The organism is Fundidesulfovibrio putealis DSM 16056 (genome assembly GCF_000429325.1).
Taxonomy (GTDB): domain Bacteria; phylum Desulfobacterota; class Desulfovibrionia; order Desulfovibrionales; family Desulfovibrionaceae; genus Fundidesulfovibrio; species Fundidesulfovibrio putealis.
Genome location: NZ_KE386885.1, coordinates 535971 through 550293 on the forward strand (window position 1 = coordinate 535971; position 14323 = coordinate 550293).

The following is a 14323-nucleotide window of genomic DNA, read 5'->3' on the forward strand; positions in this document are numbered from 1 at the left end:
GCGCATGGGGCCGTTTTTTATTTGCGGCGCCTGCGCCCTTCGGCGTCAGCCGCCTTGATGGCCGCCACGACTCGTTCGGGGGTGACGCCGCCCGCGATGTTGTGGATGGTTTCTCCCGGCGCGCAGGCCAGTCTGGCCACTGCCTGCAACTGCTCATCCGTTATCGTGGCGAGCCCGATGTCCGCCAGGCAGACCGGCAGGCCCACGGCCATGCAGAAGTCGTAGACCTGGGAGACCAGTTCCGCCGGGCGCTTGGTGAGCATCAAAAGCGACAGCGTGCCCATGGCGACTTTCTCGCCGTGCCAGCACGAGTGGGTCTCAGGCAGCACGGTGAACCCGTTGTGGATTGCGTGCGCTCCGGACAACCCTCCGCTTTCGAAGCCCAGCCCGCTCAGGAGCGTATTGGCCTCGATGACCCGCTCCAGCGAAGGCGTGACCGTCTTTTTCGCGCAATCATGCATGGCCGCGACGCCGTCGGCCATGAGCGTGTCGAAGCACAGGCGCGCCAGGGCGAAGGCCGTCATGGTCCCGGAGCGTCCGGTCATGTTGGCGGCTCCGCTCTCCTGGCAATCCTGCGCCTCGAACCATGTGGACAGGGCGTCCCCCATTCCCGAGACCAGAAAACGGACCGGAGCGTTTACGATCACCTCGCTGTCCACCAGCACCACGTCTGGGTTGCGCGGCAGCAGCAGATAGCGCTTGAAGGCTCCCTCGGGCGTATAGATCACCGAGAGCGCGCTGCACGGGGCATCTGTGGAGGCAAGCGTAGGCACGATAACCACTGGCAGGTTCAGGGCGTGCGCCACGGCCTTGGCCGTGTCCAGGGGCTTGCCGCCGCCGACGCCGATGACGACGTCGGCCTTGGCCTGCCTGCCTGCGGCGGCCAGCCGGTCGATCTCCTCGTCGCTGCACTCTCCATTGAAAGTCTCATGGGTCAGGGTGAGTTTGTCCTGGCCTGCCAGGGCCTTGTCGACAGTGGGACGCATAACTTTGTCGATGATGACCAGGGCGTTTGTCCCAAGCCGGGCAGCCTCTTCCGGCAGCAGGGAGAGAGCGCCTGCTCCCTGGACGTAGCGTGCGGGGAATATGGATGTCATGGTCATGGAATTGCTTCCTCCTGTTGGTCGGCGCGAGCGCGTGGGCGACCTGCGAATCTGTCGCAAGCCTTGCGCCAGTACATCCTCCATTTGCGGCATCAATACAAGAAGCCCCGCGAAGGACCGACGGAGCAAGTCCTGGCAGGCGGGCCAGTCCGGAAGAACGACAAAGCCCCCGGGCGAGCGGTCGTCCAGGGGCTGTCATGTTGCCGTGGGTCTGGTCAAAACTGTCAGCAGGCCTTGGCCAGCTTCTCGTACAGGGGATACAGGAGCGTCTCTTCCCGGCTGATGCGCCTCTTGACTATGGCTATGATCTTGCCGAGCTCGCGCGCGTAGTCCATGCCCAGGGCCATCTTGTCGGCGTTGCCGATGAAGGCGACCACATCCTTGGTGAGCGACTCCATCTCGGACGTGAAGTCGCCGACGGTCTTTTCCGTGGATGCGTTGTCGAGGGAACACTTCCTCATTTCAGGATACAGTCTGGTGTTTTCCTTGTTCAGGTGCGCGACGAGCAGCGCCTTGCACTCAAGAAGCTTGATCCGTCCCGCGCACGTGCCCCAGCCCAGCTCCTGTGCTTCCTGAAGCGTTCCCAGAAGCTTTTGGTGGTCCTTTTTCAGGTCGTCTATGAATGTGCTCATTGGAGCCTCCTTCGCGTTGGTGCGGTCAGAAATGACTCCGAAAACCGATACGAGGTATGATGTGCGTCACATTCCATTCAACGGCCGGATGCCCGATGCTTGCTTAGCCGAAAGACTCAGGGCGGACGCTTGGCGGCGTTTGTCTTTTCCCTTGCCATCCCGTCGGAAGGGGCGTTTCATCCCTCCCCCTGTCGGCAGGCCGACAGCGCATCGCGTCGCCAGAGCGTAGGCTCTGGCGTTCTCAGTTTGACGGAGGGAAAAGAATGTCCCGGATGATTACGGCCAAGACCGCGCGCCGCGCCGCGCAGTACGTTGTCGCGGCAGGCTGCGTCTATGCGGGCTGGCAGTTCATGCGTTTCCTGGAGTGGACCATAAATCCGCAGGCAGCTTTCGTGCCGCGTCCGGCTGGGATCGAGGCTTTCCTGCCCATAGCGGCCCTCATGGGCCTCAAGAACCTGATCCTTGCCGGAGCCTACGATCCTGTTCATCCTGCCGGGCTGACCATCCTGTTGGCGGCCATGGCCTGCTCCTTTCTGTTTCGCAAGAGCTTCTGCGGGTTCGTGTGCCCGGTGGGCCTGGTGTCGGACCTTGTGGGCGAGGCCGGAAAGCGTCTGAAGCTGGGCCGCAGCGTCCCAAAACTTGCCGACAGGCTGGCAGGCGCGGTCAAATACCTGCTGCTGGGCTGTTTCCTGGTGTCCATCGGAGTGCTCATGGACCCGGCAACCACGCGCCAGTTCATGACCAGCGCCTATAACCTCACTGCCGACGCCCATCTGTTGAAGCTCTTCCTGCATCCCTCCAATACCTTCCTGGCAGTGCTGGGCGTGTTGCTGGCTACGGGCCTGTTCTTCCGCAACGCCTGGTGCCGCTGGCTCTGTCCGTATGGCGCACTATTGGGGCTTCTGGGCCGGGTGGGGCCGTGCTCCGTGAAGCGTGATGACGACACGTGCGACGGCTGCGGGCGCTGCCGACGCGCCTGCCCCATGGACATCGCGCCGGGAGCCGCCGCGCGCTCGCCCCAGTGCGTGGCCTGCGGCCAGTGCGTCGAGGCCTGTCCCAGGGAGTATACCCTCAGCCTGCGGTTTCTGAACCGGCCCGTATCGCGCTTTACGGGGCTGGTGGGCGGGGTGGGGCTGTTCGGGGCCGTGTGCGTCTCGGCCATGGCCCTGGGCGGCTGGGAATCCGGCCTTCCCGTTGCCATGCTGCGCTCGCTCTACGCCTCGGTGATGCGCTGAGCTGCTCCAGCGTCAGGTTTGCTCCGTTGCGTGGGCGTCTGGTGCTGCGCAAGTGGTATCAGGACAATCCGCCATCGCGGATTACATGAACGCGTATAGTATTTGCGTGTGAATCTGGCGCTTTCCCAGTGGTGCGTGGCGTGATATGTCGGCATCAGACACGAAACCACGTCGAAGGAGCGAATTATGCCCCAGATCGAATACGAAACCGCCGGAGCCGAAGCCATTGACCTCATCGCCCCCATGTGGGAGCAGCTGAACGCCTATCAGGCCGTGTGTTGCAAGGATTTCGGCGACGCCTTCAAGGGCCGCACCATCGATTCGCGCAAAAAACGCTGGGTAGCCTCCGGGGCGAACGGGCTGCGGGTGCGGCTGGTGAAGTCGGACGGCGTGCTGGTGGGCTACTGCCTGAGCTTCATCGATGACGGCATGAACGGCACGCTGGAATCGCTCTTCGTGGACGACTCCATGCGCGGCAAAGGCATCGGGCTGGCCCAGGCAAAGGACTCTCTCGATTGGTTCGCATCCAAAGGGACCAAGACCGAGAACCTCGAGGTCACAGCTGGCAACGACAACGCCAGGGCCTTCTACGACAAGCTGGGGTTCAGGCCCTTCAAGACCACGATGCGGCTGAAGAAATAGATCGAAGCTTACCGATTGGTTATCGGTAGAGTCCGGGAGGCTGTTTGAGGTCCAGGTGCATCTCCACTACTTCGTCGTCGGTGTTGCGCCAGACCTCGAACCCCACCTTTTCGGCCAAACCCTGCATGCCCTTGTTCTCCAGCAGGGCCTGCCCGGTGATTGCGCCGGTGCCCCGGCTGCGGCAGTAGCCGATGATCTTCTCCATGAGCAGCCGCCCAAGGCCCTGGCCCTTCTGGTCGGAGCGCACGATGATGGCGAACTCGGCCGTGCTGTTGTCCGGCTTGGCCGAGGCGCGCACCACGCCCAGGGTCTCGGGGATGCCGTCCTCATTGGGGGCGGTGGCGATGAAGGCCATCTCGCGCTCGTAGTCGATCTGGGTGAGCCGCGCCATCTCCATGTGGGAGAGTTCGCGCACCACGCCGAAAAACCTGAAGCGCAGGTCCTCGGGCGAGAGGTGCTTGAAGAATTCGTGGTGGGCCGGTTCGTCCTCGGGCCGGATGGGCCGCACCAGGATCTCGCGCCCGTTCTTCAGGACGGCGGGCTGCTCCAGCTCCTTGGGGTAGGGGCGGATGGCCAGCCGGTCCTGCCCGGCGGCGGTGGCGTCGGCCACGCGGATGCGCGCGCCCAGCACCGCGACCCCCTGGCTGTCCGCGAACAGGGGGTTGATGTCGATCTCCTGGATCTGCGGGATGTCGATCACCAACTGGGCCACCTGGATGATGGTCAGGCTGATGGCGTCGATGTCCGCCGGGGGCCTGCCCCCGAAGCCGCGCAGGAATGCCGACACGCGGGTGCGGCTGATGAGGTCGCGCGCCAGGCTCATGTTGAGCGGCGGCAGCGCGATGGCCTTGTCCTGGGAGAGCTTCGCGGCAAGCCCGCCCTGTCCGAAGCGCAAAAACGGGCCGAAAACCGGGTCCACCTGGGCCTGCACCAGAAGCTCCTGCGCGCCCCGGCGTCCCATCTTCTGCACGATGAAGCCCTTGATGTCCGCCCCGAGCTCAAGTTTTCTCGCGCGGGCTTTTATGGCCTGGGCCGCCTGACGCAGCTCTTCGGCGTCCTCCACGTCCAGCACCACGCCGCCCACGTCGAAGGGCTGGGGGATGTCCGGGGAGACCACCTTGATGGCTACGGGGTAGCCGATCTCCTGGGCCGCCTCCAGCACCTCCGGCACGGTCCTGACCAGCCGGGAAAGAATGACCGGGATGCCGTAGGAAGCGAGCACCACCTTTGCTTCCGGTTCAGTCAGCTCGCCGCGTCCCTCTTCCAGCACGGAATGGATCACGCCCAAAGCCATCTCGGTGTCCGGGGTGAACCCGGCGGGGATGCTTGCGGGCATCTCCATGAGCAGTTCCTGGGTGCGGCGGTGGTTGGCCATGTCCAGGAAGGCGCGCACGGCGGTGTCGGGCGTGGCATAGGTGGGGATGCCCGCCTGGCTGAACAGGGCGCGGGCCGGTTCGGCCACGCCCGCCCCCAGCCAGCAGGTGAAAACCGGCCGCTGGTTCTTGGCCGCCGCCGCGATCACGGCCTTGGCGGCCTCTTCTCCGGCAACTGCGGCGAAGGGCACGTGCATCACCAGCACGGCGTTCGATTCCTTGTCCTTCAGGAGCGTCGAGAGGGCCTGGGTGTAATGCTCGGGCGAGGCGGTCAGGCCCATGTCCACGATGCCGTCGCGCAGCCAGTTGGGGCCGAGCAGCTCGCGCATGGCAAGGACTGTCTGCTCGGAGAATCCGGCCAGCTTGCCGCCGCGCTCCACCAGGGTGTCCGCGCTCATCACGCCCACGGAGCCGCCGTTGGTCAGGATGGCCAGCTTGTCGCCCTTGAGCTGCTGGGAGCGCGCCAGGGTCTGGGCGGCGTCGAACAGGGCGTCTATCTCGAAGACGCGCAGCATGCCCGCGCGCCGGAAAGCCTCGTGGTACACCTCGTCCAGGCCTTGCCCCGGCTTGGCCAGGGACTCGCCGCTGGGGCCGCGCCTGCGCCCCGGTTTGACCACCAGCACGGGTTTGTTGCGGGCAGCGGCGCGGGCTGCGCTCATGAACTTGCGGGCGTCGGACACGCTCTCCAGATAGAGCAGGATGGAGCGGGTGTTGGGGTCGGAGGAGAGATAATCGAAAAGGTCGTGGTATTTGAGGTCCAGCCGGTCGCCCAGCGACACCACGTAGGAGAAGCCGATGCCGTGGCCGCGCGCCCAGTCCAGAACGCCCGTGAACAGCGAGGCCGACTGGGAGATGAAGGCGATGCGCCCCTTGGGCGGCTCGGCCTTGACCAGGCTGGCGTTCAGGCCGATGGGCGGAATGATGAGGCCAAGGCCGGAGGGGCCGAGGATGCGGATGTCCTCGTCCTCGGCGGCGGAGAGCATCTTCTCCTGTATCTCCCATTTCTCGCCGGGAGTGAGCCTGGCGTAGCCGGGGCACAGGGCCACGGCGGCTTTGACGCCGCGCCGACCCAGGCGGTAGATGTACTCCGGGGCCTCTTCGGGCGGCACGCACAGGATGGCCAGATCAGGCGTCAGGGGCAGGGTGTCCACGCCCTTGTAGGCATCGATGCCCAGCACGGAGTCTTCCGTGAGGGACATGGGCATCACCGGGCCAAGAAACTTGCCCGCCAGCAGGTTTTCCATAACCACGCAACCGACGTGCCCGGGCTCGTTGGTCGCGCCGATCACGGCCACGGAGTTGGGCCTGAAAAGTCCGTCGAGATTGGCAACGCTCATGGTTCGCCGCTTGTTGAAATCCTGGGGTTGGGCTGATACTTTCCCGTGAGTTCAGGATAGTTGTCCTGGAACATTCCGGCAAGCCTCATTTTCGTATCGCGACCAGGGCTTGGGAGAATTTCCCGGACGCCTGCCCGCAAGACGCTTAAGCCCCGCCAAGGAGAGCCATGAACGCCCACGACCGCGAACGCTTCTGGAACGAGCGCGCCCATGAACTCCTGACCTGGAGCCAACCCTGGTCCAAGGCCTGCCCCGACTCCTTCGACGCCGCCCCCGGCTGGTTTTCGGGCGCGACCCTGGACGTGAGCGCCAACTGCCTGGACCGCCACGTGGCCGCCGGGCGAGCCGACGTGCCAGCGCTGATCTGGCAGGGCGAACCCGAGGACGAGGCCGTGGTCTTCACCTATGGCAGGCTCCTGGCGGACGTGCGCCGCGCCGCCGTGGTGCTGGCCGGGCTCGGGGTCAGCGCGGGCGACGTGGTGGGCATCGCGCTTCCGGCCCTGCCGGAGCTGGTGGTCTCCATGCTGGCCCTGGCGCGCCTGGGTGCGGTGCATCTGGTGTTCCCTGCCGGGTTGTCCCCGGCGGGGATCTCCGAGCGTCTCGGGGCCTGCAAGGCCAAGCTGTTCATCACCGCCGACGGCTTCTACAAGGCCGGGCGTCCCGTGCCCCTGGTCCAGCCCCAGGACGTGCCGCGCAGAGTGCTCGTGCGCCGCACGGGCCGCCCCATGGAGGACGCCCGCCCCGGCGACGTCTGGTGGCACGAGGCCATAGCGGCCCATCCCACGCCGCCCAACCTTCCGGGCGCGGTGCATGGCGCGTCGGACCCCTTGTTCATCCTGTACACCTCCGGCTCTTCGGGGCACCCCAAGGGCGTGGTGCACTCGGCGGGCGGGTTCCTCACGGGTTGTACTTCCTCCGCGCGGGAAGGCTTCGGAGTCGGCCCCGGCATGACCATCTGGTGCCAGGCCGAGCCCGGCTGGATCATGGGCCACGCCTACGCCGTGTATGCCCCGCTGTGCCTGGGGGCCACCACGCTTCTCTATGAGGGTTCTCCCGGCTATCCGCAGCCGGACCGCATCTGGCGCATCGCCCAGAAGCACCAGGTGGCCACGCTTTTGACCACCCCGGCCCTCACCGGACAGCTGATGCGCGAAGGCGAGGCCTGGCCCGCCGCGCGCGACCTGCCGTCGCTCAAGCTTATCGTGAGCGTGGGCGAGAAGCTCACCCCGGAGAACCGCAGCTGGCTGGCCCGCTCCGTGGGCAAGGGCCGCGCCCCGGTGGTGGACGCCTGGGGCCAGACCGAGACTGGCGGCGTGCTCATGTTGTCTGGCAGCCAGGGCGGGCTCGCACCGCTTTCCGGCGTGGAGGCCGGGACGCAGGCAGGCGGGCATCTGGTGATCCTGGCCCCATGGCCGGGTATGGCCGCGCGGCTGGTGGAAGGGAGCCTTGGAGCGAAAGACTTCTACGACACGGGCGATCTGGTGCAGACCACGCCGGACGGCAAGTTCATCATCCAGGGACGCTCGGAGCTAGCGGGATCGGAGCTGCCACTGGTGGCGGTGGAGGCCTGCGTGGCGGCGTATCCGGACGTGGCCGAGGCGGCGGCCGTGGCGTCTGGCGAGCAGGTGGTGGTCTACGCCACGCTGCGGGCCGAGGCAGGCGAACCGGAGCACATGGAGGCCGTGCTGACGCAGGCCGTGCGACGCGACGTGGAAGGTCCGGAGTTCCCGCTTTCGATTCGCATCGTGGAGGAGCTGCCCAAGACGCGCTCCGGCAAGATCGCGCGCAACGCCCTGCGCGGGGCGGCGGAGGGCCGCATGGGTGACGTGTCCGGGCTTGCGGACCCGTCGGTGATGTCCACGCTGCTGGGAGACAAGGACGCGCTGTTCTGATCCCGGCTGCGCGCATGAACGGGCTGTAACTTGACTTGCCCAGCTGAGGACATACATACATCCCCGTCCGCATAAGGTGATGGAGGCTTTGTCGTGGCGCTCCTTTTGGTTCTTTCCTTCGCGTTGGTCCTTCTCGCGCCCGGCGAGGCCCTGGCCTGGGGGCCTGGAGTCCACACTGCGGCCGCACGCTTCGTGCTGGCCAATCTCGACCTGGTGCCGCCCGCCGTGGCCGCGCTTCTCACCCAGTTTCCCAATACCTATCTGTACGGCTGCCTGAGCGCGGACTTCTTCGTGGGCAAGGGCACGCGCATGCGCCCTGGCCACAGCCACAACTGGGAGTCCGCCGCGCGTCTCTCCCAGGCCGCCGACAGCGAACAGCTGAAGGTCCACGCCCTGGGGTACATGTCGCATCTGGCGGCTGACGTGGTGGCGCACAATATTTACGTGCCGGGCGTCATGGTCCGCACGTCGCTTCCTGGAAATCTGGCCCACGCCTATGTGGAGGTGCAGGCCGACTCGCGCCTTACCGGCGGCCACGGCCTGTCCCACCGCCTGTCGCGGCCCTCACAGCGCATGGTGGACCGCAGCATGGTCCAGGCGCTGGATAAGAACGTGTTCACCTACCTGTGCCGCAAGCGCATGTTCCGCAGCAGTGTGCGCCTCGCCGGGCTTCGCGGCTGGAACCGCTCCCTGCGCTTTGCCCAGAGCGTGCTGCCACTGCCCGACGACCGGGCCTGCCTGGACTCCATGTTCGAACTCAGCCTGCGGGCGGTGCTTGATGTGTTGCGTTCTCCCGGCGAGAGCGCGCTTTTTGCCATGGACCCCATCGGCAGCCTGAATCTGGCCCAGGCCAAAAAGCATCAGGAGGCCTCACCGATGGATTCGCGCCTCAAGGATCTGCCCGGCCTGCCGGGGAGGCCTGCGGCGCTGTTCCAGGACGTGGCCTAGCGTGTCTGGAATAGTGCATGTGTTCTCATAAATGAGAACTGTAAATTCCTTTGCAAAGCAACAGAATGGCGCTGCAAAAGTTGCACGGGAAAGTAAGATATAAGAGTGAGGTTGGTGTTGTATTGTTCAGGTATGGTTCGCACATGCCGCATGAGTTGTTTGCTTGGGCGTGGAAGGCTGCCTTTATCGCTTTGAGTGCCCGCAATATTGATGGAACACTGAACACGAAGGATCATCATGAGTGATTCGTTTCTGAAGTCTGGGATTCTATCTCCAAGGCACGAAGTGTTTCCAATTATATCTTTAATGAAAAATGAGTTAATAACGGGGTTCGACAGTAAGTTTGTTTCATTTGGCTCATGTTTTGCTGCTAATATCTCGGCGGCGTTGTGTGGTATCGGAATTCACTGCTACTTCAAAAGGGAAATTTGCAGACATTTTAGCACGGAAAGCCTTTTGAATGTACTTAAGATCGTCACCAATGAGAACAGCAAAATTCATTATCACAAGTATGACGACTATGTCGGCGGAATTAATCCGTGGCAATTTAGCATTGGGCGGATTTTTCAGACGCAGGATGATGTATCCAGAATAATTAACGAACTCGTCAAAGAGTTCCGTAATGAAATTGAGAGGGCAGATAATGTTATATTTACACTTGGAACGAATATAATCATTCGAGACAATGTGACGGGTGTATGTATTTCTACGTCTGATAAGATGCCGCCAGAAAGTTACGCGCAATTGTCGCTAAGCGTTGCTCAAATTGTCGGTCAATTGAATGAGATTCATGATGAGATTGTAAAAATTAAAGGAGGTGAACGATTTAACTTTTTTGTTACTCTGTCGCCTCAACGATATTCGTTTGTGTCGGAAGATGACGGTGCATTCAATACGTCGACACAGTGTAAATTTGTTCAGAATAATCTTTCAAAATCGATATGTAGAGTTGCAATAGATGAGTTTATTAGGTCAAGGCGGCGATGCTATTATTTCCCGTCATATGAGATTGTGGTCGATGAGTTGCGCTTGCAAGAGCAGTTTGTTGACAAGTTGCATGTCGATCTTGTCCGGACGGGAAACTATGTTGTGTCGCGTTTTATTGATCAGTATTTTTCAGAGAAGCTTATTGACGTAATAATAAAAGAAAAGCTTGGTGAATCTGATAAGCGGAGAAAGGTTCAGAGTAAGATAGTAACCGTTGGAGAGCAGTTCTTTGCAGGGAAAAAGCTTGACGAATTTATTTCAAGAATCGCATCTGCCATAGCAAATGACCCGGACAAGAGTTGGCTGTTTGAGTATTATGTGTATCATTTTGAAAGGCATTGGGGGACAAAGGCGATAGATTTGCTTGTCACCACAGTGCTGGACAATTTCAGTGTACCATGTTTCTGGGGTGTTTCTGGGCGGTTTGAGAAGTTCTTCTCCCATCATCTTGCCGGACGGCAGGTCCTCTTGGTTGACACCAATCGAGGTGGAGATGTCGTCGGGGGAAGTTTGATACTTAGCCCGGATGAAATCATCTCTCGTCCGGAGGTCGATGTTATAATAATATCGTCAACGCATAGAGAGTCGATCAAGTCGAAAATTTCAGATCTAAAATTGAACTGTCGCATATTATAGTCCACAGGGCTTGGTGTTGCGAGGATGCAAAGAGGTGTGTTTGGTATGCGGATAGTTGATATTCGAACTGAAGTAGCGCTTTGCGGCACCATTTGTCTCGATGTCTCTGGTTCTGTGTCTAGGATCCCCCACGATGTACAGACACATAGTGGTCTTGAATATTTGAAGAAATGTCCTGCTGGGGTGCGGGTCGCGTTTCGAACGAATTCAAAAGTCATTAAGGTTGCGTTTAATCAGGTTGGGCAGGCATCTGGCACGGATACTTTCTCAGCCTTTTCGATTGGCGCATTTGATATTGTAACTAATGGTGTGATGCGCAGGCCGTTTTCATTGCTGTGGTGTAAGACATTCGATGACAGCTATACAACGTATTCGTTGGGCGGCGATGTGAATGATGTCGTCGTGTATATGCCAACGTACAGCATATGCCCGGAATTCAATATCTATGTTGATGACTACTCATACTGTGCTCCGATAGTATATCAGAAAAAGTTGTTGTTTTATGGGACAAGTATCACGCAAGGTGCAGCATCGTGCAGACCTGCACTCAATTACGCGTCACGATTGTGCGCCATGTTGGGTTGTGACTACTATAATTTTGGATTTGGAGGGAATGCCATCGGGGATCATCGAATGGTGGGCATTCTTAAGAGTATAGATTCTGACCTTTATATTATAAAGAGCGCGCGTCAAGCGTACGGAAATGTAAAACATAACATTGTCCGGATGGTTCGTGAGATCAAAGAAGTTGACGTCAATCGGTCTATATTGATAATTTCTGCCTTGGGTGATCAATTTGAAGTTGATATGTTTAACGGATCAGTCAGTCTCGACAAGAGACGGAAACTTGCATTTGAAGCATATGATATTTTGCGTAAAGAGTTCTCCAATATTTATTTTGCAGACGGCCTCGAATTGCTTTCAGGTATTGAGTCCGACTTGTTTCACGACGGTGTGCATCCAAATTCAATTGGGCATAAGTCTATTGCTTCAAGATTGTTTCCTATTGTTCAATCCATACTTGCGAGAAGCAAAACATCACCGAACGAAATCTGCTAAGTCTGAGTTTCTTTCATGACTTTGCGCTGACGACGCGTCGGCTATGCATCAAAATGCAATACGCCCTCGCTTCGGTACTTCGAGGCGGGGGCGCTTTGCGTTTATCGTGTGAGGGGGGATGCCTCCTCCGGGACCTCCTCTCAAAAACTTTTACGTAGCTTCGCGTCGTGGCGCGTCAGGATGTCGGGCGGTGGGGGCGGCGGCTCTGGCCTGGGGACGGGGCTGTCCCGTTCGCGCCATGCGCGGCGAGCTCGAACCGATTTGAAGACGATTCGTCGCCCGCCGCGCATGGCGCGCCCGCTCCAGCCCCATCCCCAGGCCTCGTCGAGGACGTCGACTTCAAAAAACAAGCCCTGAAGCGCGGCTTTGCGCGCTTCAGGGCTTTCTTGCGAGATTTCTGAAACGTATCGCTCTGGGACGCGAAGCCCACTGAGGGTCCAGGGGGATGATCCCCCTGGCGGGAGAGTCCAGAGAGGGCGGAGCCCTCTCTGGCCGCCGGAGGCTCTCCGAGGATTACTTCTCTCCGATGACTCTGGCGATGGTGGAATCGAGCCCTTTGCCTGATCCTGCTCCCAGCGCCTTGGGTTTCGCCTGCGTCCTGCCGATCGCATGCGGCGCGGCGGCCGCAAGGGCCGCCTGGGGCACTCCGGCCTCGGCCTTCAGTTCGCCGATCAGGCGGCTTAGGGCCTGGGCCTGCTCGGCCAGCTCCATCACGGCCTGGGCGGACTGGTTCATGGCGTCGGCGTTCTCGTTGGAGATGCGGCTGATGTCCTCGATGGCCCGGTTGATCTCCTCGCTGGCGGCGGACTGCTGTTCCGAGGCGGTGGCGATGGAGCGCACCTGGTCTGAGGAGGCGTCCACCAGCTCCACGATGGCCCTGAGGGACTCGCCCGACTTTCCGGCAAGCCCGGTGGCGTCCCCGATGAGCGACACCGTGCGGTCCACAGCGCCCACGTTCTTGCGCGCGCCGTCCTGGATGCCGTGGATGGCGTCGCCCACTTCCTTGGTGGCGGTCATGGTCTTTTCGGCAAGTTTTCGCACTTCGTCGGCCACCACGGCGAAACCGCGCCCGGCGTCGCCAGCGCGCGCCGCCTCGATGGCGGCGTTCAGGGCCAGGAGGTTGGTCTGGTCGGCGATGTCGGAGATCACGTTCATGATGCGTCCGATGGACTCGGCCTGCGCGCCCAAGCTGGCCATGTCGGACTTGAGCTCCAGGGCCTGCTTCTCCACCAGGCCGATCTCGCGCACCACCTCGCTGACCACGCCCGCGCCCTCCTGGGCTCTGCGTTTGGCCTGGTCGGAGGTCTCGGCGGCCTGGGAGGCGTTGCGGGCCACTTCCAGCACTGTGGCGTTCATCTCCTCCATGGAGGTGGCAGTCTCGCCAACGCGCCCGGCTTGGATCTCGGTACCCCGGCTGGACTGCTCAACCTGGGCGGCCAGTTCCTCGGAAGCGGAGGAGATGATGGAGGCCACTTCCTCCAGCTTGCCCGCAGCCTGCAGCATGCCGTCGGCCCGTGCGCGTTCGGCCTGCTGCTTGGCCTCTTCGGCCTGGAGCGTGGCATCCTCGGCGGCCTTGGCCTGCTGGGCGGCGTCCTGGGATTTCTGGTCTGCCTCGGTGATTTTTTCCTTGAGGGTGGACACCATCTGGATGAGCACCGCATACACGCCGCCGTTTCCCTGCACGGGCTTGAAGCTGACGTCCAGGTTGCCGGAGGCGATCTCGCCAGCCACCTGCCTCAGATAGCCGGGGTCCTCCCCCATCTGGGAAAGCACGTTGCGGGCCAGGAGGAAGGCCAGGGCTAGGCCCACGGCCACGGCTGCCAGAACGGCCGCGATGAGGCTGGTCTGGCCGATGGTGAAGGCCTCGATGGCCTTGGCGGCGCTGTCCTTGCCGCCCTTGGTGTTGATGGCGGTGATCTTGTTCAGGCTGGCGATGGTGGCCTGGATGGCCTTGGCGGAGTCGCCCGTGGCGATCTGAACGGCCTTGTCCTGGTTCATCACCGAGATCTTGACGATCTTGTCGTGCTCGGCCTTGTATTGCTTCCAGGAGGCCAGGAACTCGTCGAATATCTTGCGCTCCTCGCGCTGCTCGGCAGTGATGAGCGGGTCCAGGATTCGGATGGCCTCCTCGGCCTTGTTCAGCGACTCCTGCATCAGGGCTTCGTAGCGGCGCATCTCCTTCTCGTCGGTGGACATGATGTGGATCAGCTCATAGCGGCGAAAACTCTGGATTGCGTCGCTGATCTGTCCGACGTCTACGATGCTGGGCAGCCAGTCGTCGGCCAGCAGCTCTGTTTCCGCGTAGATGGCGCGCATTTCAATGATAGCGAACAGGCCGATGCCTGCGACGAAAAGAAGCAACGCCCCGAACCCGCCGTACAGCTTGGTGGCCAGTTTCATGAGAAGCTCCGAAGTAAGGTGTTTGCCGACCGCGCAGGGAATGTCTACGCAACCGGGATGACGTTCCTGTTGCGGGTGA

General features: G+C 61.3%; 10 protein-coding genes. 6 read left to right on the plus strand and 4 right to left on the minus strand.

The genetic code is table 11. The features are described 5' to 3' along the window. Positions 1-17: 17 nt before the first annotated feature. On the minus strand, positions 18-1103 hold the full coding sequence (locus tag G453_RS0119180) for a glycerol dehydrogenase (protein ID WP_027192337.1): 1086 nt from the start codon (positions 1101-1103) through the stop codon (positions 18-20). 224 nt (positions 1104-1327) lie between these two features. After that, a complete protein-coding gene (locus tag G453_RS0119185) occupies positions 1328-1735 on the minus strand; it encodes a hemerythrin domain-containing protein (protein WP_043646452.1) in 408 nt (135 codons plus the stop codon). A gap of 263 nt (positions 1736-1998) precedes the next feature. Between G453_RS0119185 and G453_RS0119190 the strand changes: the two genes are divergently transcribed. Further along, positions 1999-2970: a 4Fe-4S binding protein gene (locus G453_RS0119190; RefSeq protein ID WP_027192339.1), complete on the plus strand. Its 972-nt coding sequence runs from the start codon at positions 1999-2001 to the stop codon at positions 2968-2970. 186 nt (positions 2971-3156) lie between these two features. Continuing rightward, a complete protein-coding gene (locus tag G453_RS26770) occupies positions 3157-3612 on the plus strand; it encodes a GNAT family N-acetyltransferase (protein ID WP_051272636.1) in 456 nt (151 codons plus the stop codon). 19 nt (positions 3613-3631) lie between these two features. On the opposite strand, the gene G453_RS0119200 is transcribed toward G453_RS26770, so the two are convergent. Continuing rightward, on the minus strand, positions 3632-6322 hold the full coding sequence (locus G453_RS0119200) for a bifunctional acetate--CoA ligase family protein/GNAT family N-acetyltransferase (protein WP_027192340.1): 2691 nt from the start codon (positions 6320-6322) through the stop codon (positions 3632-3634). 167 nt (positions 6323-6489) lie between these two features. Between G453_RS0119200 and G453_RS25300 the strand changes: the two genes are divergently transcribed. The 4 genes from G453_RS25300 to G453_RS27475 all read left to right on the plus strand — a co-directional run bounded on the left by G453_RS25300 (position 6490) and on the right by G453_RS27475 (position 11844). Next, positions 6490-8214: an AMP-binding protein gene (locus tag G453_RS25300; RefSeq protein WP_051272637.1), complete on the plus strand. Its 1725-nt coding sequence runs from the start codon at positions 6490-6492 to the stop codon at positions 8212-8214. A gap of 93 nt (positions 8215-8307) precedes the next feature. Then, the gene (locus G453_RS0119210; RefSeq protein WP_027192341.1) at positions 8308-9162 is read left to right on the plus strand and encodes a zinc dependent phospholipase C family protein; all 855 of its coding nucleotides are present in this window, start codon (positions 8308-8310) and stop codon (positions 9160-9162) included. 237 nt (positions 9163-9399) lie between these two features. Then, positions 9400-10785 carry a GSCFA domain-containing protein gene (locus tag G453_RS27470; protein WP_084502574.1) on the plus strand — a complete coding sequence of 462 codons (1386 nt, stop codon included), beginning with the start codon at positions 9400-9402 and terminating at the stop codon, positions 10783-10785. Between the two features lie 45 nt (positions 10786-10830). After that, entirely contained in the window at positions 10831-11844 is a 1014-nt protein-coding gene (locus tag G453_RS27475; protein WP_169725374.1) for an SGNH/GDSL hydrolase family protein, read from the plus strand. Positions 11845-12357: 513 nt separating this feature from the next. Here G453_RS27475 and G453_RS25305 read toward each other — a convergent pair. Beyond that, positions 12358-14244: a methyl-accepting chemotaxis protein gene (locus G453_RS25305; RefSeq protein ID WP_051272638.1), complete on the minus strand. Its 1887-nt coding sequence runs from the start codon at positions 14242-14244 to the stop codon at positions 12358-12360. Positions 14245-14323: the final 79 nt, after the last annotated feature.